Raw genomic sequence first — 20940 nt, 5'->3', positions numbered from 1 at the left:
AATACTTTGTAGTTATAGTTTTTTTAACTTTAAAATAAGATAAATGAAAAAGAATATATGACTTTGTAACTATTTAATTTATTATTCTAACTGTTATCTCTAAATAAACACAGGGGGAGTAATTGATTAATATTATAATCATTGATGATAATAATATTACTATTCGCGGTTTTGAAGCTATATTTTCTCGGCATTCACGTTACAAAACTATCGCTTCATTTCCATCTATTCAGCAAGTGATTACATGGAATCGAAACCAAAAAGCGAATATTATTTTAATCAGTAGTGTTAAATTACAATATGATTCATTGAAAACATTACAAACACTTCGACGAACTCAACCAGATGTTGGGATAATTATTTATAATGTAAGAAATAATTATGCCTTTTTTTTAAAAGCATTAGATATAGGTATTTTTGGTTTGTTGAGTGTTCATGTCACAGAAGAAGACCTGATAGAGGCGATACGGGTGGTTAATGTAAAGCGCCGAATTATTTCTCCAGATATAGCCCAAGACCTTGCTCTGCACCGGTTAGATTATAGTCACCAGAAAGATTTATGTGATTTATTATCGGGACGTGAACTCGAAATCATGTTGATGATCACCAAAGGTATGCCGATTAAGGTCGTGGCGGAGGCTCTATCTCTAAGCCCAAAAACAGTAAATACTTATCGATATAGAATGTTTAGTAAACTTAATATCGGTAGTGATGTAGAATTAACACATATAGCTATTGGTTATGGTTTAATTACAGCAAAACAGGGTTTATCCGAGTGGCAGAACAGTTCGAGTCAAAAGCGTTCTTAAAAACAGTAACGAATCAACCGGGTGTTTATCGAATGTATGACACTGGGGGCACTGTTATCTATGTTGGTAAAGCGAAAGATCTTAAAAAACGCTTATCAAGCTACTTCCGTGAAAATGTGGGCAGCCGTAAAACAGAGCAGCTCGTTAAGCATATTGCTTCTATTGATGTCACTGTGACCCATACTGAAACGGAAGCATTACTCCTTGAACATAACTATATTAAATTATACCAACCTCGTTATAACGTGTTGCTACGAGACGATAAGTCATATCCTTATCTTTTTTTAAGCAAAGAAGCCCACCCGCGTATTTCAATGCATCGAGGCGCTAAACATGCGAAAGGGGAGTACTTTGGCCCCTTCCCAAGTTCTTACGCGGTTAGGGAAACATTAGCCTTAATGCAGAAACTGTTCCCTATTCGCCAATGTGAGGACAGTGTTTATAAAAACCGCTCAAGGCCGTGTTTGCAATATCAAATTGGTCGCTGCTTAGGCCCTTGTGTAAAAGGGTTAGTGTCTGATGAAGATTATCAGCAACAAGTTGATTATGTACGCCTATTTTTAACGGGCAAAGATAAACAAGTTCTAGCTGGGTTAGTTGAACGAATGGAACAAGCCAGCCAAGCATTGCGTTTTGAAGAGGCTGCTCGTTTTCGAGATCAAATTCAAGCAGTGCGCGCAGTGACGGAAGAGCAATATGTTTCTGGTGATAGTGATGACCTTGATGTCATCGGCGTTTCTTTTGAATCGGGTTTGGCTTGTGTCCATGTTCTTTTTATCCGCCAAGGTAAAGTGCTTGGCAGCCGAAGCTATTTTCCTAAAGTGCCAACAGATACTCAACTTGAAGAGGTCGTCCAAACATTTTTAGGGCAATTTTATCTACAAGGCAGCGAAAATCGAACCTTGCCAGGTGAAATTCTGCTTGATTTTGCATTAACAGAAAAAGACCTATTAGCACAATCATTGTCTGAACTAGCAGGGCGAAAAATTAATATTCAAAGCCAACCACGTGGAGCAAGAGCGCGTTATTTGAAATTAGCACGTACGAATGCATCAATAGCGCTTTCTACACGGTTAGCTCAACACTCAACAATACAGCAACGTCTGGATTCACTTGGGAAAGTTGTTAACTTAACGTCGATTAACCGAATGGAATGTTTTGATATCTCTCATACTATGGGGGAGCAAACGGTCGCTTCTTGCGTTGTGTTTGATAAAACAGGGCCAGTGAAATCAGAATATCGGCGCTATAATATTACTGGGATCACGCCTGGGGATGATTATGCCGCAATGCATCAAGTGTTGACCCGTCGGTATGGTAAACATATTGATGAAAGTAAAGTGCCGGATATCATTTTTATTGATGGCGGAAAGGGGCAACTTGGGCAAGCCAAAGATGTTTTTGCTTCACTTGAGGTGGATTGGGATAAAAACCACCCGTTATTAATCGGGGTGGCTAAAGGTACCGACCGTAAAGCAGGGCTGGAAACATTATTTTTAAAACCGGAAGGGGAAGGGTTTGTATTACCTCCGGATTCGCCAGCATTACATGTGATCCAACATATTCGTGATGAGTCACATAATCATGCAATTACAGGGCATCGCCAGCGACGGGCAAAAGTAAAGAATACCAGTGCACTAGAATCGATTGAAGGTGTTGGGCCGAAACGCCGACAGATGTTATTAAAATATATGGGTGGCTTGCAGCCATTACGTAATGCAAGTATAGAAGAAATCGCAAAAGTGCCCTCGATCTCATACGCACTAGCAGAAAAGATCTATAATGCATTGAAACAGTGAGTGTCTTAGGGCAACATATTCATAATATCCAACTTGGTCAAAAAGTTAGTGAGCGTGATGAAATTAAACATACCAACGTGGCTGACATTATTTCGCGTCATCCTAATACCATTCTTTGTATTAGCTTTTTATCTCCCTGTCAGTTGGGGGCCTTTCGCATGCGCGCTTATTTTTGTCATCGCGGCGGTTACTGACTGGTTTGATGGCTTTTTAGCAAGGCTATGGAAGCAAACCACCAAGTTTGGTGCGTTTTTAGACCCTGTCGCTGATAAGGTTATGGTTGCTACGGCATTAGTATTAGTCACGGAAAGCTATGATGTCTGGTATGTGACTTTACCTGCCGCAACGATGATTGCTCGTGAAATTATCATCTCTTCTTTACGCGAATGGATGGCTGAAATTGGTAAACGTAGCAGTGTGGCTGTTTCTTGGATTGGTAAATTTAAGACGACAGCACAAATGATGTCACTAGTGGGGCTATTGTGGCGTCCAACGCCATTAATTGAAAACCTTTCAATTGCATTAATGTACATCGCGGCTATCTTAACATTTTGGTCAATGTTCCAATATTTAAAGGCTGCTTGGGCTGATTTGAGCGAAGCGTGATCGAAATGATTGAAAAAACAGCGAACGATCCAATTATTTCAATAATTGTATTGACTCGAAAGGTGAAATCAGTAGAATGCATCGCATCGAACGGCAACATGGTTTACCAAAATAAATAAGTAAATCAGCCAGTTTGAAAAGCATAAGCTGAAAAGTAAAGCTTTAAGCGGGAATAGCTCAGTTGGTAGAGCACGACCTTGCCAAGGTCGGGGTCGCGAGTTCGAGTCTCGTTTCCCGCTCCAAATTTCGCAAGAAATTAGGATAAGGCGCGTTAGCAAAGCGGTTATGCACCGGATTGCAAATCCGTGTAGCTCGGTTCGACTCCGGGACGCGCCTCCAAATTTAGCCCAGGTGGTGAAATCGGTAGACACAAGGGATTTAAAATCCCTCGGCCTTTAGGCTGTGCGGGTTCAAGTCCCGCCCTGGGCACCATCTTGAAGTAAACAAGCCTCAATGGTGTGTTTTATTTTAAGTTATAACTGGTCAATATATATTGTCTACCACAATATATTGATTAGTGGGTAAATGAGTAATTTATCTAGATGTTGTAAGAAAGACAATTTGGCCCAGGTGGTGAAATCGGTAGACACAAGGGATTTAAAATCCCTCGGCCTTTAGGCTGTGCGGGTTCAAGTCCCGCCCTGGGCACCATCTAAACTTAATTGAGGTTACTCTTTAAGTTTAACATTTAACCACCTTGAGGTGGTTTTTTTGTATCTAAATTTTGGCTTAACAAAGTTAGTGTTACGTAATGCTTTAACTGCCCAGCCATTTTTCAATTCCCACTCATATATCACCCACCAAAAGAAAGCACATGGGTATGCCATGTAAATTAACACTAAATTGGTGTAAAAAACCGTAAGTCAGACCGTTCCGCCAGTGTTTTATGTCAGTATTCTAACTTTAAAAGAGGACCTGACTATGTCTAACATGAAAACAGAAGTTGTCGTTGTACGGTTAACTAAACACGAACGAGCGCTATTAGATACGGTGAAAACAAAGCCGCTATTAGCTGATTGGTTGAAAGAAATTGCAATGGCTGAGGCAAAACAACGAAAAAACAAAGAAGCATAAAGTTGTAAATTACCTTTATTATGCGAGGTTATTTTTTTTGATAAAAGGAAGGTTACCTTTTGATTAATCGACTACTTTTGTTAGTATCCAATGAGATAATTTAATTAGGATGCTACAAGCAATGATAAAGGGAATTTTGATTTCTATTTTGGTTGTATTAACCTCTGGTTGCATGACAAATAAACAGAGTGCCCCTTATGGTTTTCAGTGGGGGCTACAACCAAGTGATTTAAAAAAATTACGGTTAAAAGAAACCCAGTGCACTGGGTTTCAAGAAGGCGGGGCGCTATGCTCTGTTGTAGGTTCTCCTGAATTTCATAATAAACCCTTTCTATTAATATTTTCACGGGAAAATAATACATTGATGTTAATTTCAGCACAGGGAAATGCTAGTCGTGACCAGATGGTGATCCTTAATGAATATGATGAAATTAACCAGAGAATGTTTGAATCATATGGCTTGCCAAAACAAACCATTGAACGTTATAAGCGAGACGTGTTTTTCTTAGATAAAATCTCAGATGATGAAACGACACCATTTAAGCGAGTATATGAACAAGGTGATATGCGAATTATGGTCGGGATTGTGAGTAACTCCCATTTCAGAAAGATACAAGACAAAAAGGACATTATTTATTCAGTTATGGTTATTCATAGTTTAATTCCAAATAAGCCGCAATAGGCGGCTTCTAAGCAAGTACGCAACTTCTTAGATTTATTTGCTTTTGCGTTTTTTAATCAGCTCGCTCATATCTTTCTGCCTTTGAATAAGTGACTCAATCTCCGCGTGGTAGATATCAGTGAAATGACATTCTAAAGAAGTTGCTTCCCCATCGAAGACTTCAACATAGCTACCATCTTGTTTAATTCCCCAGTAATGGTTGCCGTCCCCAATGATTTTTAATAATGGTAAGACATCAGTAACCTCATAAATTTCCCTTAGACTGTTATAAGCAGTTTTAATACTTGCCCACTCAGGTAGTTCTTCAGTTTCGATGCCTAAAATGACTAAACCACGATGAAATGTCCACGCAGGGCCAACATCAAACAGCTTTGCTTCTGGCCAAGCGTCTTCTTGAGCTAAGACACATAGCCCATTAGTACGTTGCGAAAAGCGCAAAAAATCTTCGGGTAGCGTAATGCCTGTTACATTCTCTAAATCACGAATTGCTTCCTCAGTCGGTGAATGTGCCGCAACGACGTGAAAATCTTTTTTATTTATTTGCTGCAGAGTTTCCCAAATCAGTTCATAAAATTGTTCTGGGGCATAGTGAAATACTCCTTAATCTGATGGGTATATAAAGTGCGTTATTTTCCGGATTTTTTACATAAATTGCGATCGTTTTCCAACTAAGAAAAGTCTTGTAGATGAAAATATCATTAGGTGATGGACTAATGATAAATATTTTATTAAGTAGACTGAGAAAATATAATGAAAAAAGCCGTATTACTTACATTATTTGTCATGTTGATACCCTTATCGTCACAAGCGGGTTCTAGTTATTATAGTTGTGAGAAAAAACTGATAAAATTAGAGAAAGAGTTTCGTAGTGCTGTATCTCATGGTAATAAACATAAAATTTATAAAATAAAGAAAAAAATCCATAAGCTGGGTGATAAATGTTATGACAGTTATTCAGGAGCAACAAGGGGATATGATTATTATCCTAGAGGAAAAGCCAGTGAGCTTGAGAGAGAACTGGATTCACTGAGGCGTGTTCTTGAAGCTTTGAACGACTTAAAATAGACACATTATTGGCAAAATGAGAAATAAACTGGTCTGTTCACTATGTTTATGCTCACTCTGTCTTAAGTAAATGGATAATATCAGGTATATTAGAACCTGATTGTTAGCTACCAAGAAAAAATTATTATGATTATCAAACCTAAAATTCGTGGTTTTATCTGTACTACAGCTCATCCAGCAGGCTGTGAAGCCAATGTACGTGAGCAAATAGCCTACGTGAAATCACGCGGCGAGCTGAAAAATGGTCCTAAAAAAGTTCTAGTTATTGGGGCATCCACCGGTTATGGCCTAGCATCTCGTATCAATGCTGCATTTGGCAGCGGTGCGGCTACTATCGGCGTTTTTTTTGAAAAACCAGGCAGTGAAAGTAAGACAGGCTCTGCAGGTTGGTATAACTCAGCCGGTTTTGATAAAGCAGCAAAAGAAGAGGGGCTATATGCAAAAAGCATCAATGGTGATGCCTTCTCGAATGAATGCCGTCAAACCGTCATTGATTTAATCAAACAAGATTTAGGCCAAATTGACCTTGTTGTTTATTCACTTGCATCACCCGTTCGTAAAATGCCAGAGACAGGTGAAGTGGTACGTTCTGCGTTAAAACCTATCGGTGAACCGTATAAATCAGTTGCGTTGGATACCAACAAAGATGTGCTGATTGAAGCCGTTGTTGAACCTGCAAATGAACAAGAAATTGCTGATACCGTTAAGGTGATGGGCGGGCAAGACTGGGAACTGTGGATGAACGCATTAGATGAAGCCGGTGTTCTGGCAGACAATGCACAGTCTGTGGCTTATTCTTATATCGGTACAGATTTGACTTGGCCAATATACTGGCATGGGACGTTAGGTAAAGCTAAAGAAGATTTAGACCGCGCTGCGTATGCAATCAACCAAAAATTGCAAGCGAAGGGTGGGGCTGCGTACGTCGCAGTATTAAAATCTGTCGTTACTCAAGCGTCTTCAGCTATTCCTGTGATGCCTCTTTATATCTCAATTGTATTTAAGATCATGAAAGAGCAGGGGATACATGAAGGCTGCATCGAACAAATCCAACGTTTATTCGCAACTAAATTGTTTACAGGCACGTCACCTGAAACAGATGAAAAGCACCGTTTGCGCTTAGATGATTGGGAGCTGCGTGATGATGTACAAAGTACATGTCGCGAAATTTGGCAGCAGCTTAATGATAATAACATCAATGAATTAACAGATTACCAAGGGTATAAAGCTGAATTTTTACGCTTATTTGGTTTCGGCTTAGGTGGTGTTGATTATGATGCTGATTTAAGCGGTGAAGTTAACTTTGAAGTAAAAGAACTCATTTAATTGCTTTAATACCATAGAAGCTGTGATTAAAACCCGCATTTATTAATGCGGGTTTTATATTATCTATTAATCTATTTTACTTTTCACATATTGGATGAATTGTTGGCTGGCTTGTTCTGATGCGAAACTACGAGCGGGGATAATAATTGCGTAGATTCTATCCAAGTACAGATATAATAAATCACCATCGGTTCTAATAAATTGTACAGCACTCCATTTTATTAAAGAAGTTCCATGGATACTTTCCTCATGTATACCTTCTTCATCAATACAATATTCTCGTTCAGTAAATAAAAAACCATTATCATCAGGAATTGCTTTATTTAGGACCTGAACAAGACGTAATGCAAAAGTGATAAACAGCAGTACTGCTAGTAAAAATGAAGTGAATATAATTGGTAAGGTTGCATTAAAATACCGAAAAGTGAAAACACAGGCAACGACAAAAATCATGACTAAAACTAAAAAAGGTAAATTATTGGTTTTATCTTTAGTGAAATAATGGTTTTTATGGCTGTAACGACTGAATTTCATATAATCTGCACGATTAAGTATTACAGAAATTGGATCTATCATAATCAGGTTTTTAGGTTGTTTTATAGAGTGGTTATAGTGAGGATAGTAACGATAATTGTGGGAGGTGTAAATCTGATCGCTTATATAAAATAAACAATCAGATTAGTTTCTTCAAAAAATAAGCTAAGTGATTATTGTTCTATAAAAACTTCGCCATTTCGAATGACGGCTCTGCCAGTGACTGTACCGTTTTCATCAAATTCTGTTACCGTACCTACGAGTACACCATTATTAAATGTACCTGTAATATTAGGTTTATTGCTTGCGGTATCATGGAAAATTGTAAATGGACCTGATAATTTACCTTTGTTTACCGTCATCTCAAGATCAATACGCCCATTCTTATGATAATTACGTATAGTTCCGTTGACTAAACAATCTTTAAGTTGAATGTCAGATTCTGGATTCCCATTTTCATAATAGGTTTTGATGTATTTGTCGAAACATCCTTTTTTTATCCATGTTTTGAATTCTGGTTTACCATTATCATATTCCATTCCAAATGGCCCATCCGAAATACCTTTTGGTGCTTTTGTGGACGGAAATTCAATATTTTTAAGTTCATCTAAGGATGAAAATTTGGATTCTGATTTTGAGGAAGTAGCGAGTTGGCACCCTGAGATAAATAAAACTAGAGAACATAATACAACTGATTTAAAACGATTTAGCATTAACATATAAACCCTATTATTTGCTGTGAAAAAATAATTGATTCAAATAACTATATGACTATAGCCTTTTTATAACGGCGTGTTGTGAGAATTATCTTAATTTATTCATTTTTAGTTATAAGCCCAGCATTTGTTTTTATCGTTTATTTGAACATTTTTAAATAACTGATTTTAGTCAGGACGATTATAAGGTAATTTAATGAAGTTAAGTGGTTTTGTAAAAAAGGGAGTCATGGATGTTAGTTGTTGAAATGTTAAGTACCGGCGATGAAGTTTTACATGGGCAAATAATCGATACAAATGCGGCTTGGTTGGCGGATTATTTCTTTCAGCAAGGGCTTCCTTTATCTAGCAGAACGACTGTTGGGGATGATTTAGAGAGTTTAATCTCTACTTTTCTTGAACGCAGCTTGCATGCAGACATTCTGATTGTTAATGGAGGGCTCGGCCCAACAAGCGATGATTTAAGTGCATTAGCAGCGGCTAAAGCTGTGGGAGTTCCTCTGGTAGAGCACTCACAGTGGGTTACGGTTATGGAAAACTATTTTATTGCGAGAGGGCGAGTCATGCCTGAAACGAATCGCAAGCAGGCATTATTACCTGAAAATGCAGAATTAATTGATAACTCCGTTGGAACTGCTTGTGGTTTTTCATTAAAACTAAATGATTGTGTGCTTTTTTTCACGCCTGGGGTTCCTTCAGAATTTAAGGTCATGATTACTGAACAAATCTTACCTCAAATACGTGAGAAATTTACATTACCGGAACCGCCAGTTTGTTTGCGTTTAACTAGTTTTGGGCGTAGCGAAAGTAGTTTGGCAAAACAGTTTGATAGTATCTCTTTACCGGATGATTGTGTGCTTGGATATCGTTCATCAATGCCAATTATTGAATTAAAACTGACAGGGCCTGCATCACGACGCCAACAAATGGAGAAATGCTGGCATACGATTAAACAAGGTGTTGGCGATAATATGATTTTTGAGGGGACGGAAGGTTTTGCTCAGAAAATTGCTAAACAATTACAAGATAGGGGGCTCCAAATAGCGCTGAGTGAACAATTTAGCGCAGGTTTATTAAATTGGACATTACATGCGGCTAATATCTTAGTGCATCATGGTCAAGTTATTGTTCCGCAGTCGGAACAGAGCTTAATAAGCCTATTGCAACAAGCCAAAGATAATGCAGCTCAACAATCCGTACAGATTGGGCTCGCAATTGGTGATTATCATGACCAATACTTAAATGTAGCGCTATCAACACCAACAGGAAGCTATGCACAGCGGATACACTACTTACCTAATAATCATAGCCAAAAAGAAAAACAAGAAGTGAGCGTGATGTTAATGTTAGATATGCTGTCGCGCTGGTTAAATGCTCGAGAAGTTATTGGTTATTATGAGTGGTTAGTTCAAGTTGAGACTTTGGTTCTGGATAATGAGCTAAATGATGACGTTAAATCTTAATGGTTATATTCCAATGCTAGAAGAGGTTCCAATCCAATCGGAATTTCAGGAAATAATTACTGAAACAGTGGAGCAACTCGCTTGGCTATTCAAAACGAAATTACATAGTGTTTATGTATATGGAAGCGTTGCGAGGGGAAGCGCAACGCCTCAGCAATCGGATCTCGACCTTTGTGTCATTTTATTGCAACCAGCGACTGTACAAGAGAATGCTGGGCTAACTGAAATGCAACTACAATTAGTCACTCAGTACAGCAACGTTAGTAAAATAGATTTTGATATAGGTTTATACTCTGAAGTTATTGATAAAGATAATTTATATAGCTGGGGGTATTGGATAAAGCACCAATGCCGTTGTATTTGCGGGGCGGATTTGTCTACCCAATTTAATCCTTTTATGCCTTCACGGCAGATTGCTGAAGCGGTGAATGGCGATTTTGTTGAGGTGCTAAATGGCTATATACAGAAAATAAAAAATTGCAATAATTTCGATGAATTAAAGTTATTACAAAGAGCGGCTGCAAGGAAATTAATACGTTCAACAGATGTATTAAGGTTAGATACTGATCGGGATTGGCCAAGTAGTTTAAAGGATTATATGCAAAAATTTACGGGTAGATACCCTGAGCAAAAAAGTCGATTAGATTATTTTTTTACTCAGAGTTTACATCCTTCAGCTGATGCTAACCAATTTATAGATAATTTAATAGCCTTTATTAATTGGTTAGATCATGAAAGAAATATAGCGGGTTAAGCTTATTATTTTTCTGATTGTATTGATTCAATTATGTAATTGAAGCTTGAAATGCCTTTTCTACAGGCTTTCTCTTTTAAAACTGATGGTGTTTTATCGATTGCACCTTTTAGGCTTGTTAGCTGGCTTGCATAAGTTTCAGCGCCAATTATGTCAGGGTTGTTGTTTAAATATTCTACTGTACTGTCAACTTTTTGGTAGAAATACCCACATGGGTTGTCAGTGATTTCTATGGTGCTCAGTTCTTTTAGTGAATCAGGTAAGAGTTGTTGTGAGTTTTGCTTAACCAGCTCAATATATTCCCCTGATTTTATCTGTTCAACCATGGTATTAATTTTACTTTTTATGTTGAAAAACATCATAATAGTAGTAATTAAAGCAATAGCTAAAATAACATTTATAGTAATACTGACCCCGAGTAGATACTTTTTCATTAAATCCCTTAAGTAAAAAGATAAAGTTTTATTTGTATTGATTATAAGTTAACTAGGTTTATTTTAAATATATTTAGGATAAATGATTAAACGTAAGCTAACTTGGCTGGAGCCGCATTTTATTATTTTTGATAAGGGTTTTATCGTACTGTGAGAACAGAAACTTTAGAGTTTTGAATAACCATTGAGGCGGTCGACCCCAAGAAATAAGTGGACATACTTGGTCGACGTGAGCCGATAACAATTAAATCTGCATTAATTTCTTCTGCAACTCGTAAGATTTCATCCCTTGGGGTACCCATCAGAACTTGTGCACTATATTTATCAGCGGGAATTTTAAATTCTTTAATAATCTCTGCTAGTTTTTTGGTTACGCTCTCTTGTTCGCTATCGGCTTTTTCTGCAAAACCAAAACCCATTGTTGTATAAAAGGGAATGGTAGGGATAACCGCTAAAAAATGAACTTGCGATTTTTCATACTCAGATAGGTGCTGAATATGAGGCATGACTAAATGAGCTAAGCTTTTTTCTGTAATATCAATGGGGACTAAGATTTTAGTGTACATTTTTTCTCCAGCTATCATCTTGTGAACATGCAACCATTAAGCTTTATTTTTACAAAAATAGGGCGGTAAACCGATAAAATAGACATAGCTAATTATAGAATAAAATATGCCTCTAAAACTAAGGTTAGCATGTTAATTAGGCAAATACTTTGATGAAGTATTCAATCTCAATAACTTACTCAATACGCAATCAAAAATTTTAATGCGGTTTGTGCTATTGACCGTTATCGCTCTTTTATCGGTTAATTCAATGTTATATGATCCGTATATGGTTTGTATCTATTTTGTATTGTGAGGGTATTTTGGGGATTGTTAAAATTTCAGATGAATTACATGATTATTTACGTCATGCAAGCCAAGTAATGTCTCGTTCAATTAACTCACAGGCAGAGTTTTGGATCAAAGTTGGTATGCAAGCTGAATTAAATCCGCATAAAACATTTACTATGCTAATCAGCGAAATGCTAGAAAAAGAGTCTATTGAATCAAAAGGAAAAGTTCATGAATAACATTAAAATTAAAACAGCAGATGAAATTGAACTCATGCGTGAGTCAGGAAGGCTCTTAGCTAGCGTATTTAAGATGCTCGATTCTATTATGGTTCCGGGTATTTCGACGATGGAAATTAACGACAAAGTTGAGAGTTACATTGTTAATGAATTGCAGGCACGTCCTGCAAGTAAAGGGCAATATGGTTACCAGTATGTTTTGAATACTTCATTGAATGAAGTTGTTTGCCACGGCGTTCCTAAAACAGATGAAATAGTAAAAGCAAAAGATATTATTAATGTTGATATCACATTAGAAAAAAATGGCTTTATTGCTGATTCTAGCAAAATGTATGTTATGCCAGAAGCCTCCCCTTTAGCACGTAAGCTAGTTAAAGATACTTATGCTGCGATGTGGGAAGGAATTAAACAAGTTAAACCAGGTGCCACATTGGGTGATATTGGTTCAGCAATCCAACATTATGCGGAGTCTCATGGGTATAGTGTCGTTAGGGAATATTGCGGACATGGGATTGGGCGTGAAATGCATGAAGATCCACAAGTGCTGCATTATGGTGTACGCGGTAAAGGAATTGAATTAAAAGAAGGCATGACATTTACGATAGAACCGATGATTAACCAAGGTGGAATGAAAATTAAAACCAAAAAAGATGGTTGGACGGTAGTGACTCGAGACAAAAAATTATCAGCGCAATCAGAGCATACAGTATTAGTGACTAAAGACGGTTATGAAGTGCTGACATTACGAGATGAAGAAAAATAGCCCCTTATAAATTATTAGATAAAACTAAAATACCAGTTTGTGATCAGTAATCGATGGCAAACTGGCTGATTGTTATTAATTATTGCCTTAGTGCGATTGCTATGCGATTAAATGCACTCATTAACCCAATGGCTATAGTAAGGTCTGAAATTTGTACATCGGTAAAATGGGTTTTTAGTGTTTCAAATAGCTCATCCGATGTACCACTTGTGGCGATATTCACAACCGCTTCAGTCCAAGCTAATGCGGCTCGTTCTTTCGGGTCGAAATGATGGCTAACTTGCCAACCTGCTAGCGTGTCAATTTTTTTATTGCTAACCCCCGAAGAGCGTAAGGAATTGGCATGCATATCTAGGCAAAAAGCGCAGCCATTGATTTGAGAAACCCTTAAGTAAACAAGTTCAACAAGTTCTTTGCCTAATTCACTTTTATTGAGTGCATTTTTACAATCAATAAGCCCTTTATAGGCATCAGGGGATAATGTCGGATAAGCCAGTCTTAGTGCACTCATGGATAATTCCTCGTAAGTTCCGTTATTAGATAAATACAATATTAAAAATATTTTTATGAATCTTTTATTAGTCGGACTTTTAGTCATATTTTTATACTAATTTTAAGTGAGTATATACTTATTCGCCGACGAAGAGGAGTGATGGTTGTATAGGCTGCTTAACAGATTAATTACTGGGGACCAGTAATAGTTTAGCGCTACAAGAGTGACTAAATTGCTGTTGAACATCGGGAGGAAGGTGATTGTCTGTAATAATATGAGTCAGTTCATCCATTTGGGCAACGCGAAATAATGACCATTTCCCGTACTTGCTGCTATCCGCTAACATAACAGATTGTGTTGCATTTTTAATAAGATCACGTTTTAGACCTGCTTTTTCTTCAGTTGGTGTCGTGATCCCTTTACTCAAGCTCCAAGAGTTGCAACTAATAAATGCAATGTCAGGGTAGATACTACGAAGAAGGCTTCGTCCATGCTCACCGATGCAGGATTGGCTGCTATCATCAATACGCCCACCAATAATGGTTACTTCTATCTGTTTAAACTCGCAAAGGAAAAGGGCAATGTGAAGGTCGGCGGTCACAACGCGCAGCGGCATATGCGTTAGCTCGCGAGCTAGCTCAAGCATAGTAGTCCCAGCATCAAGAAGGACAGTGTTTCCCGGTTCAATTAAACGGGCTGCTGCTTTTGCAATAGCCCGCTTTTCTCTTAGGTTACGTTGGTTTTTTTCGACAGTCGTGGGTTGCACTGGAATAAAACGATTTAGCGTTACCCCACCATGAGTGCGAGATATAACCCCAGTTTCATCTAGTTTAATTAAATCACGCCGGATAGTGGCCGCAGAAACAGATAATGCTTGTACAAGCTCATCAACAGTCACAAGGTTATGCTGTTTAAGGTACTCAAGTATTAAATCCAATCTATCCATTGTGCTCATTGATTACACTACATTCATTGCAAGTTTAAGGGAAATAGCCATGCTTTCAGGGTTTGCTTTGCCTGTCCAAGCAATATCAAATGCGGTTCCATGATCCGCAGATGTGCGTAAGAATGGAAGGCCAGCAGTGATATTAACACCATCATAAAAACCTAATAATTTTAATGGGATATGGCCTTGGTCATGGTACATTGCAACAACCATATCGTACTGCCCTTGATAAGCTTGTAAAAATACAGTGTCTGGGGGACAAGGACCATACGCATCGATGCCTTCAGACCTTACCTGTTCTATAGCAGGTTGTAAATATACGATTTCTTCGTCACCAAATAAACCGTTTTCTCCAGCATGGGGATTAACCCCTGCAATAGCAATACGTGGTTTTTCAATGCCAACTCGTTTTAAAAAATCCGATGCAATGCGAGTCACAGTAACAACACGTTCGCAGTTTAATGTGTCTAAAAATTTTCGTAATGCGATATGGGTTGTGACATGAATGACTTTTAATTTTTCAGTGTAAAGCACCATGGCATAATCTTTAGTATTCGTTAGCTGGGCAAGGAGTTCGGTATGCCCAGGATAATTATGCCCTGCAAGGTGCAAAGCTTCTTTATTTAATGGCGCAGTAGCAATTGCTTTAACGTCACCAGCCAGCGCAAGCTCAGTTGCTCGTTTGATACAGCGAAATGCTAAGTCACCGGCTTGTGCTTGAACTTTGCCCGCGACAAGTTCATCAGGGGCAGCTAAAGGTTCATCAATGATATTGATAGTATCGGCCGAAAACTGGGCTTCATTGATATTATTTATGATATTAAGTTTTACTTGAGGAACCAAACCCGATGTAATTAAACGTTGCATTGTTGCTGCACAACCAATAACAACAGCGGGAGCTCCTGCTAATTCACCTTCGGCAAGGGATTTAACGATAATCTCAGGGCCAATTCCCGCAGGGTCACCCATAGTAATAGCAACGACATTATTTTTCACAATAAATTTCCTCAATATATTTGATGGCTTCGCATAAAGTGGTTATTTGGCCAAACCCTCCCGCTTTTGTTATGACGGGCAAGTCATCGATTTCACTATCAATAAAGGTGCCACAAGGTATACATGGCATAACCTCAGATTGGATTCGATAACCTTTTGCTCCCAAAGTATTGGCAACCGCAATAGCGATATCACCACCAGTTAAAAAAAGTCCCCCGATGCTGGCAACAGACAGCGTGTTTAATGTCAGCAAACTAATAAAGTCGCTGATTGTTTTTCCCAATTCATTACGCGTCATGCCATAGGTTATGCATAGCTCATCAATATGATGCCTATCTTGCACATCTCGACTACTACGTATGATGGTGTGTTTTTGTTGGTTTAATGTATGACTAACTTCTTTAATGAGTGCAGCCATGTAGTCATTTTGTGTATTGGATGCAAGGATCTGTGTTACATCAATATCAATGACGCTGGCATTACAGTGTGTTTGTGCATAATTTACTTGCTCAATGGTCGCGCTACTCATGGAGCCTGCAACGATAAATAGCGGTAATCCTCGCCTTTTACTCATAAAATTATCTTCAGGTAAGGCATTTGCAAACCCAGCGGCTCCGACTAATAGGCAAGGTTCAACTAATGAGGAAACGGCCTCAGCGATTAAGGTTAAATCACGCTCATTTTCGGCATCGGTAACAATAATAGTTGCTTGTGTAGGCGCTTGTGTTTGTAGCCATGTTGCGAACTGCCCTGAACGTATTTGTTCTAAAGAGATCTCGATCACGGGAAGAGCAGTTTGCTGATGAATTATCGTTTGTATACGTGATGAAACTACGGGTGTTTTTGGGTCAGATGCGAATTCAGTTTCTATCAGTGGTTTTCCATTAACTAAGCACTCACCGTTTAAGGTTACTCGTCCAGCAGCAGGAATAGCTGCGGCAACAATAGCGAGTTTAAGATTGGCTTCAGACATAACCGTTTCAATTTCTATGCCGATATTACCGCGGAATGTTGAGTCAATTTTCTTATAAATTAAAGGCTTTTCAGTTTGTGATAAAAAGGGTTTTAAGCTACCTCGGAGATTATCCGAGGCAGTTTCTGCATTTAGTGCACGGCTTTCGGTATTGAGCACCACGACATCAGCAAACCACGAATGTTTTTGTGTGCTATCGAGTAATATCTCAGTTCGAGCCTGTTTTTTTGCAAACTGGACGCCAGTATCATTGGCGCCTGTAAAATCGTCCGCAATAACGAGTAGTTTCATGACGAATTCCTCACTCTTCGGCAGCTTGAGGCTGTTTAGCTTGTTGACGTTTAGCGACCCAAGACGTCAGAACTGGGGTTAAAATGGCCGTTGTGATCACCGAGGCTGCAATCAATGGGGCTGCAGATAGCGCAATCGCTTCAAGGGATGGGTCTGCTTGGGCGATTGCCAGTGGCGTTGCAACGGCATTGCCAGCGGTACTTGATGCGGCTGCGCCAGCAATACCTGAGCCGCCAACTAAACGGTCAGCTCTGATATTGAACCAACCTCCAACAAATGTGGTGAGGGCACCTAATAAAATTCCCGCTAAGCCCCCTTGTAATAGCATTTCTAGGTTGATCCCTGCACCTAATGCGAAAGCAAAGAAAGGGATTAATATTGGCCCGCCTTTTGTCAGGAAGTCACGCATATGCGGATCTAAGTTACCTAAAATCATACCAACAATCAGTGGGACGAGAACTGCGACTAAGGCCATTAAAGGAATATTTGCCATCCCTGCGGCACCTAATGCGATCATGGTAAAGAAAGGGCCATCATTGAGAGATAAAATTGAGATAGCACCGACATCCCGTTTGTTACCAAATTCCCCCACTAACGCAGCGTATAAGCCACCATTTGAATTACTCATAGCAGCAATAATTGCAACGCCAGTTAAACCAAAGATGCCATCCATACCAAACAGGTAATCGACACCGAGCCCGAGAGCGATGGCGACAATTAATTTTGTTAATGTGATTGTACCGCCTTGTAATAGGGCTTGAGGGGCTGCTTTGAAGCTAATTCCTGCCCCCATGCACAGTAAAAACGCCCCTATCAGTGCGGGAGCGCCATTTTTAAATAGTGAAGTGGTAAAGCCTCCTATTTCGAGAGACTGGGGTGCAAAGGTATTGATCAGAGCACCGATGACTAATGGCACAACCATCATGCCGCCAGGTATACGTTCTATCGATTTTTTTATTTGCATGGTTTTCTCCGCCATGATTTATTTTAGTCATAATGATTATATTCAATCAAAATAAAACAGCAGTGACCTAGATCTCATTAATGATTTTTAGTGGGGAAGTATCATTTTTACTCATAAACAGCCTTTTTATCGTTAAATATAGTGAAATAACTTCAGAAATAGGGCGTATGGAGTGCACTGATACTTTGATTGAAATCGATCATGCTGACTATTTAATGACTGCAATCATGCACATAAGCTTATTGATGGCATATTAGCTAACATTTCTTGGTTCAAATTTAGCGGGATAAAAGTCGTATTTTAAAGGAGGAGTTGAATAGGTGAGATAATAAGCGTTGCTAAATTTAACTGTTCACTGACTATAATAATTAGCATTACCACTTCTATTTTATGGCTAATTTCCAGATGAATAAATGCAGTAGAAGAAAGGACCACAAGAAAGGATCAGAAGTATCAAAAATTATATAAGTCATACTTGCTTTAGTTAAGTAGATAGCGGTCTTTAAACTTATTTTTATTCAAACAGTATTTAATCTAATACAGAATTATTTTTATCAACATTGAAATAAAATAAATTTTTTAAATAAAAAGGATAGTTTTTAAAATATAATGTTAGGTTTATTGTAAGGTCTATTCTATTTAAAGCCTTATATCTCAGCGTGTTAAATTAAATTATTGTCTTATGCATTTTTTGCATGGTATTTCGCCCATTTGCATTTCTCTTTAAGTTAAAAAAATGTAACTATCGATTTCAGGCTCAAGAGTCGCATCCAATAAAAGGTTATAGGTGATAACTATGACTTTAAATAAATAAAATAGGGGTACGAATGAACAGACACAAACTCATGAAACAAATTATGATAGCTATTATTCTAGGTATTATATTAGGATGGGGTTTTCATAATTATGCCGCGTCAGTAGAAGAAGCAAAAAATATCGCATCTTATATGAATATTATTACTGATGTTTTTTTACGTTTAATAAAAATGATTATTGCACCACTTGTATTTGCAACAATCGTGTCAGGGATTGTATCAATGGGAGGCTCTTCTTCTGTTGGTAGTATTACAATTAAAGCGATGGTATGGTTTATTTCAGCAGCTGTAATTTCATTATTAATTGGAATGGTTTTTGTCAATGTATTCCAATTAGGTGTAGGTTTAAACTTAACTGTTCCAGCGGCTGCGGTAGATAGTGGTTTAAATACATCAGGGTTTACTCTGAAAGCTTTCATCACGCATATTTTCCCTAAAAGCTTTGCGGAAGCAATGGCGAACAATGAAATTTTACAGATATTAGTTTTCTCAATCTTTTTTGGCTCTGGTCTTGCATTTATTTGTAAAGACAAAAAAAGCCCCATAGTGACTTTAGTTGAAGACTTATCTCGCATCATGTTCCGTATTACCGATTATGTGATGAGCTTTGCACCGATTGCGGTATTCGCTGCAATTGCTTCAGCCGTGACGGTTGAAGGTTTAGGTTTACTTTATGACTATGGGAAATTAATTGGGCTTTTCTATATTGCTTTAGCGGTATTGTGGGCAGTACTTTTCTTTGCTGGCTATGTTTTCTTAGGAAAATCTGTCTTTAGTTTGGGGAAATTAATTCGTGAGCCTGTCGCTCTCGCTTTCGCAACTGCAAGTAGTGAATCAGCTTATCCAAAAACAATGGAAGCTTTAAATCAGTATGGTGTCCCTAAAAAAGTGACAAGTTTTGTATTGCCTCTTGGTTATTCCTTCAACCTTGATGGTTCAATGATGTACCAGTCTTTTGCCGTATTGTTTATTGCGAATGCCTATGGGATTGACTTGAGTATCACAGAGCAAATACTTATTTTGTTAACCTTAATGGTAACAAGTAAAGGTATGGCTGGTGTAGCAAGGGCATCTATTGTGGTTGTTGCCGCGACATTACCTATGTTTAGTTTACCTGAAGCTGGGATTTTACTATTACTTGCCATCGATCAATTTCTTGATATGGGAAGAACGGCAACAAATGTTGTTGGTAACAGTATCTCTACCGCGGTTATATCTCGTTTAGAAGAGAGAAAAGGGCGTGTAAATGAGGAGTCTGAAATAGTGATGAGCGAAAAAACACCCACAACTTTATAGTGATGGTCACTATTATCTAGTTAACGCCCTTCTTATCAGAAGGGCTATTTCTTTAAGCATTGGTAGTTATTGCGCGGTTTGGTTTCTCATAAACTGCCAAAAGCGTTCTGATGAGATATTTAACCTAGCTTCGGTTCGATAGATATAAACCCCCATAGTGACTGATAATTTTGGGTCTAAAATAGCTAATTCATTTTTTTCAAGTTCATTTTTAATTGAGTAATCAGGTAACCAACCAACGCCGCTACCTGTTAGTATCATGCGTTTTAATACATCGCTCATAGATGAAACAAAAGAAAGTTCAAAGGGAAGGTTATCTGATTTATTGATTAATTGGTTGACTTGCCTCCCCATATAGCTTTCATCTGTATACTTCATTAAAGGCAATGTTGAGCTATCAATATTGAAAATAGGGCGTTTTTTTTCGTCGCAGGGAGAGACAAGATGTAGCCGGCTTTCTAGTATTTTCGTGTGTAAGAATGGTGATGACATTAACTCTTCGTTATAAAATGATAATATAAAATCACTTTGCCCTTCTTTGAGTTTATGTACTGCTTCATCAACATTTATTGACTCTACAAAAAAAATCTTATCTACATTTTTTGAAAATTGTGAAATAAAGTCAGGAAGTAAAAATACTGAAAGTGAATGCGCAGCCGAAATATTAATTTTTTGCTTGTCATTATCTATACCTTTAATTCGGTTTATTTGAAAATAAATGTCATCAAGTAAATTTCTGGCATAAACAATAAAGCTTTTTCCTTGTGTGGTAAGTTGTAATGGGTTGGTATTTCTATCAAATATTTCAAAGCCAACCGATGATTCAATTGATTGAATTCTTCGGCTGAAAGAAGACTGTGATATATTTCTTTTTTCTGCAGCTAACGTAAAACTTCTACATTCTTCTAGTACAACAATATCGTGCAACCATTTAATTTCAAGATTACTGATCATTGTGTCCTCTAATGGTTTTTAGTTATTAATCTACTATGCAAATTTAGCATGACTTATAGAAACTCTGCAATTACCTAATGCTAACAATATGTCATGATATCATTAATTTGAT

At 38.0% G+C, this 20940-nt stretch carries 23 protein-coding genes and 4 tRNA genes; 16 read left to right on the top strand and 11 right to left on the bottom strand.

The features are described 5' to 3' along the window. Nucleotides 1–122 precede the first annotated feature (122 nt). The 9 genes from M1F14_RS16395 (at nucleotide 123) to M1F14_RS16355 (ending at nucleotide 4970) form a co-directional block, all read left to right on the top strand. Nucleotides 123–809 carry a LuxR C-terminal-related transcriptional regulator gene (locus tag M1F14_RS16395; RefSeq protein WP_042844164.1) on the top strand — a complete coding sequence of 229 codons (687 nt, stop codon included), beginning with the start codon at nucleotides 123–125 and terminating at the stop codon, nucleotides 807–809. Beyond that, on the top strand, nucleotides 776–2608 hold the full coding sequence (uvrC, locus tag M1F14_RS16390; protein WP_042844163.1) for an excinuclease ABC subunit UvrC: 1833 nt from the start codon (nucleotides 776–778) through the stop codon (nucleotides 2606–2608). Before M1F14_RS16395 ends, uvrC begins: the two co-directional genes overlap by 34 nt. A gap of 57 nt (nucleotides 2609–2665) precedes the next feature. Next, nucleotides 2666–3214, top strand: a complete 549-nt coding sequence (pgsA, locus tag M1F14_RS16385; protein ID WP_042844162.1) for a CDP-diacylglycerol--glycerol-3-phosphate 3-phosphatidyltransferase — start codon at nucleotides 2666–2668, stop codon at nucleotides 3212–3214. Nucleotides 3215–3380: 166 nt separating this feature from the next. Beyond that, nucleotides 3381–3456 (top strand) — tRNA-Gly (locus tag M1F14_RS16380). A 23-nt stretch (nucleotides 3457–3479) separates the two neighbouring features. Next, nucleotides 3480–3553, top strand: a tRNA-Cys gene (locus M1F14_RS16375). Nucleotides 3554–3559: 6 nt separating this feature from the next. Beyond that, nucleotides 3560–3646: transfer RNA gene (locus M1F14_RS16370), tRNA-Leu, on the top strand. 132 nt (nucleotides 3647–3778) lie between these two features. Beyond that, a tRNA-Leu gene (locus tag M1F14_RS16365) sits at nucleotides 3779–3865 on the top strand. Between the two features lie 270 nt (nucleotides 3866–4135). After that, complete coding sequence (locus tag M1F14_RS16360) at nucleotides 4136–4288, top strand: hypothetical protein (protein WP_042844161.1); 153 nt, start codon at nucleotides 4136–4138, stop codon at nucleotides 4286–4288. Nucleotides 4289–4409: 121 nt separating this feature from the next. Further along, a complete protein-coding gene (locus tag M1F14_RS16355) occupies nucleotides 4410–4970 on the top strand; it encodes a hypothetical protein (protein ID WP_042844159.1) in 561 nt (186 codons plus the stop codon). A gap of 33 nt (nucleotides 4971–5003) precedes the next feature. Here M1F14_RS16355 and M1F14_RS16350 read toward each other — a convergent pair whose 3' ends face one another. Then, nucleotides 5004–5429, bottom strand: coding sequence for an SMI1/KNR4 family protein (locus M1F14_RS16350; RefSeq protein WP_405127787.1), 426 nt, complete (start codon nucleotides 5427–5429; stop codon nucleotides 5004–5006). A 291-nt stretch (nucleotides 5430–5720) separates the two neighbouring features. On the opposite strand from M1F14_RS16350, the gene M1F14_RS16345 reads away from it, so the two are divergent. Both M1F14_RS16345 and fabV read left to right on the top strand, forming a co-directional pair. After that, complete coding sequence (locus M1F14_RS16345; RefSeq protein ID WP_048606937.1) at nucleotides 5721–6035, top strand: DUF1090 family protein; 315 nt, start codon at nucleotides 5721–5723, stop codon at nucleotides 6033–6035. 126 nt (nucleotides 6036–6161) lie between these two features. After that, nucleotides 6162–7361, top strand: a complete 1200-nt coding sequence (gene fabV / locus M1F14_RS16340; RefSeq protein ID WP_181469217.1) for an enoyl-ACP reductase FabV — start codon at nucleotides 6162–6164, stop codon at nucleotides 7359–7361. A 66-nt stretch (nucleotides 7362–7427) separates the two neighbouring features. Here fabV and M1F14_RS16335 read toward each other — a convergent pair whose 3' ends face one another. After that, complete coding sequence (locus M1F14_RS16335; RefSeq protein WP_048606943.1) at nucleotides 7428–7895, bottom strand: YcxB family protein; 468 nt, start codon at nucleotides 7893–7895, stop codon at nucleotides 7428–7430. 173 nt (nucleotides 7896–8068) lie between these two features. Continuing rightward, entirely contained in the window at nucleotides 8069–8614 is a 546-nt protein-coding gene (locus M1F14_RS16330) for a toxin-antitoxin system YwqK family antitoxin (protein WP_042844153.1), read from the bottom strand. Between the two features lie 230 nt (nucleotides 8615–8844). Here M1F14_RS16330 and M1F14_RS16325 point away from each other — a divergent pair, with 230 nt between their 5' ends. Together M1F14_RS16325 and M1F14_RS16320 are read left to right on the top strand one after the other, a co-directional pair. Beyond that, the gene (locus M1F14_RS16325; protein WP_181469218.1) at nucleotides 8845–10074 is read left to right on the top strand and encodes a nicotinamide mononucleotide deamidase-related protein YfaY; all 1230 of its coding nucleotides are present in this window, start codon (nucleotides 8845–8847) and stop codon (nucleotides 10072–10074) included. Further along, a complete protein-coding gene (locus tag M1F14_RS16320; RefSeq protein ID WP_071548001.1) occupies nucleotides 10055–10828 on the top strand; it encodes a nucleotidyltransferase domain-containing protein in 774 nt (257 codons plus the stop codon). The genes M1F14_RS16325 and M1F14_RS16320 overlap by 20 nt, the downstream gene beginning before the upstream one ends. A gap of 5 nt (nucleotides 10829–10833) precedes the next feature. On the opposite strand, the gene M1F14_RS16315 is transcribed toward M1F14_RS16320, so the two are convergent. Continuing rightward, on the bottom strand, nucleotides 10834–11262 hold the full coding sequence (locus M1F14_RS16315) for a hypothetical protein (protein WP_048606946.1): 429 nt from the start codon (nucleotides 11260–11262) through the stop codon (nucleotides 10834–10836). A gap of 140 nt (nucleotides 11263–11402) precedes the next feature. Further along, nucleotides 11403–11828, bottom strand: a complete 426-nt coding sequence (locus tag M1F14_RS16310; RefSeq protein ID WP_042844149.1) for a universal stress protein — start codon at nucleotides 11826–11828, stop codon at nucleotides 11403–11405. A 302-nt stretch (nucleotides 11829–12130) separates the two neighbouring features. Here M1F14_RS16310 and M1F14_RS16305 point away from each other — a divergent pair, with 302 nt between their 5' ends. Then, the gene (locus M1F14_RS16305) at nucleotides 12131–12337 is read left to right on the top strand and encodes a ParD-like family protein (protein WP_048606948.1); all 207 of its coding nucleotides are present in this window, start codon (nucleotides 12131–12133) and stop codon (nucleotides 12335–12337) included. Beyond that, nucleotides 12330–13100 (top strand): type I methionyl aminopeptidase, encoded by a 771-nt coding sequence (gene map, locus M1F14_RS16300; protein WP_042844148.1) that lies wholly within the window; start codon nucleotides 12330–12332, stop codon nucleotides 13098–13100. The genes M1F14_RS16305 and map overlap by 8 nt, the downstream gene beginning before the upstream one ends. Before the next feature lie 79 nt (nucleotides 13101–13179). Here map and M1F14_RS16295 read toward each other — a convergent pair whose 3' ends face one another. The 5 genes from M1F14_RS16295 to M1F14_RS16275 all read right to left on the bottom strand — a co-directional run bounded on the left by M1F14_RS16295 (nucleotide 13180) and on the right by M1F14_RS16275 (nucleotide 17763). After that, the gene (locus tag M1F14_RS16295; RefSeq protein WP_181469219.1) at nucleotides 13180–13611 is read right to left on the bottom strand and encodes a carboxymuconolactone decarboxylase family protein; all 432 of its coding nucleotides are present in this window, start codon (nucleotides 13609–13611) and stop codon (nucleotides 13180–13182) included. Nucleotides 13612–13777: 166 nt separating this feature from the next. Beyond that, a complete protein-coding gene (locus tag M1F14_RS16290) occupies nucleotides 13778–14548 on the bottom strand; it encodes a DeoR/GlpR family DNA-binding transcription regulator (RefSeq protein ID WP_042844145.1) in 771 nt (256 codons plus the stop codon). Nucleotides 14549–14551: 3 nt separating this feature from the next. Continuing rightward, complete coding sequence (locus tag M1F14_RS16285) at nucleotides 14552–15508, bottom strand: D-threonate 4-phosphate dehydrogenase (RefSeq protein WP_306804590.1); 957 nt, start codon at nucleotides 15506–15508, stop codon at nucleotides 14552–14554. Between the two features lie 16 nt (nucleotides 15509–15524). Further along, nucleotides 15525–16799: a D-threonate kinase gene (locus M1F14_RS16280; RefSeq protein ID WP_042844144.1), complete on the bottom strand. Its 1275-nt coding sequence runs from the start codon at nucleotides 16797–16799 to the stop codon at nucleotides 15525–15527. 10 nt (nucleotides 16800–16809) lie between these two features. Then, the gene (locus tag M1F14_RS16275; protein WP_042844142.1) at nucleotides 16810–17763 is read right to left on the bottom strand and encodes a 2-keto-3-deoxygluconate permease 1; all 954 of its coding nucleotides are present in this window, start codon (nucleotides 17761–17763) and stop codon (nucleotides 16810–16812) included. A gap of 827 nt (nucleotides 17764–18590) precedes the next feature. On the opposite strand from M1F14_RS16275, the gene M1F14_RS16270 reads away from it, so the two are divergent. Next, nucleotides 18591–19874, top strand: a complete 1284-nt coding sequence (locus M1F14_RS16270; RefSeq protein ID WP_181469221.1) for a dicarboxylate/amino acid:cation symporter — start codon at nucleotides 18591–18593, stop codon at nucleotides 19872–19874. A 66-nt stretch (nucleotides 19875–19940) separates the two neighbouring features. Here M1F14_RS16270 and M1F14_RS16265 read toward each other — a convergent pair whose 3' ends face one another. Continuing rightward, nucleotides 19941–20828 (bottom strand): LysR substrate-binding domain-containing protein, encoded by an 888-nt coding sequence (locus tag M1F14_RS16265; protein ID WP_042844140.1) that lies wholly within the window; start codon nucleotides 20826–20828, stop codon nucleotides 19941–19943. Nucleotides 20829–20940 lie beyond the last annotated feature (112 nt).

It is taken from the genome of Providencia sp. PROV003 (assembly GCF_045040775.1).
In the GTDB taxonomy this organism is placed as follows: domain Bacteria; phylum Pseudomonadota; class Gammaproteobacteria; order Enterobacterales; family Enterobacteriaceae; genus Providencia; species Providencia huashanensis.
This window is presented reverse-complemented; position numbering and strand designations above follow the sequence as displayed.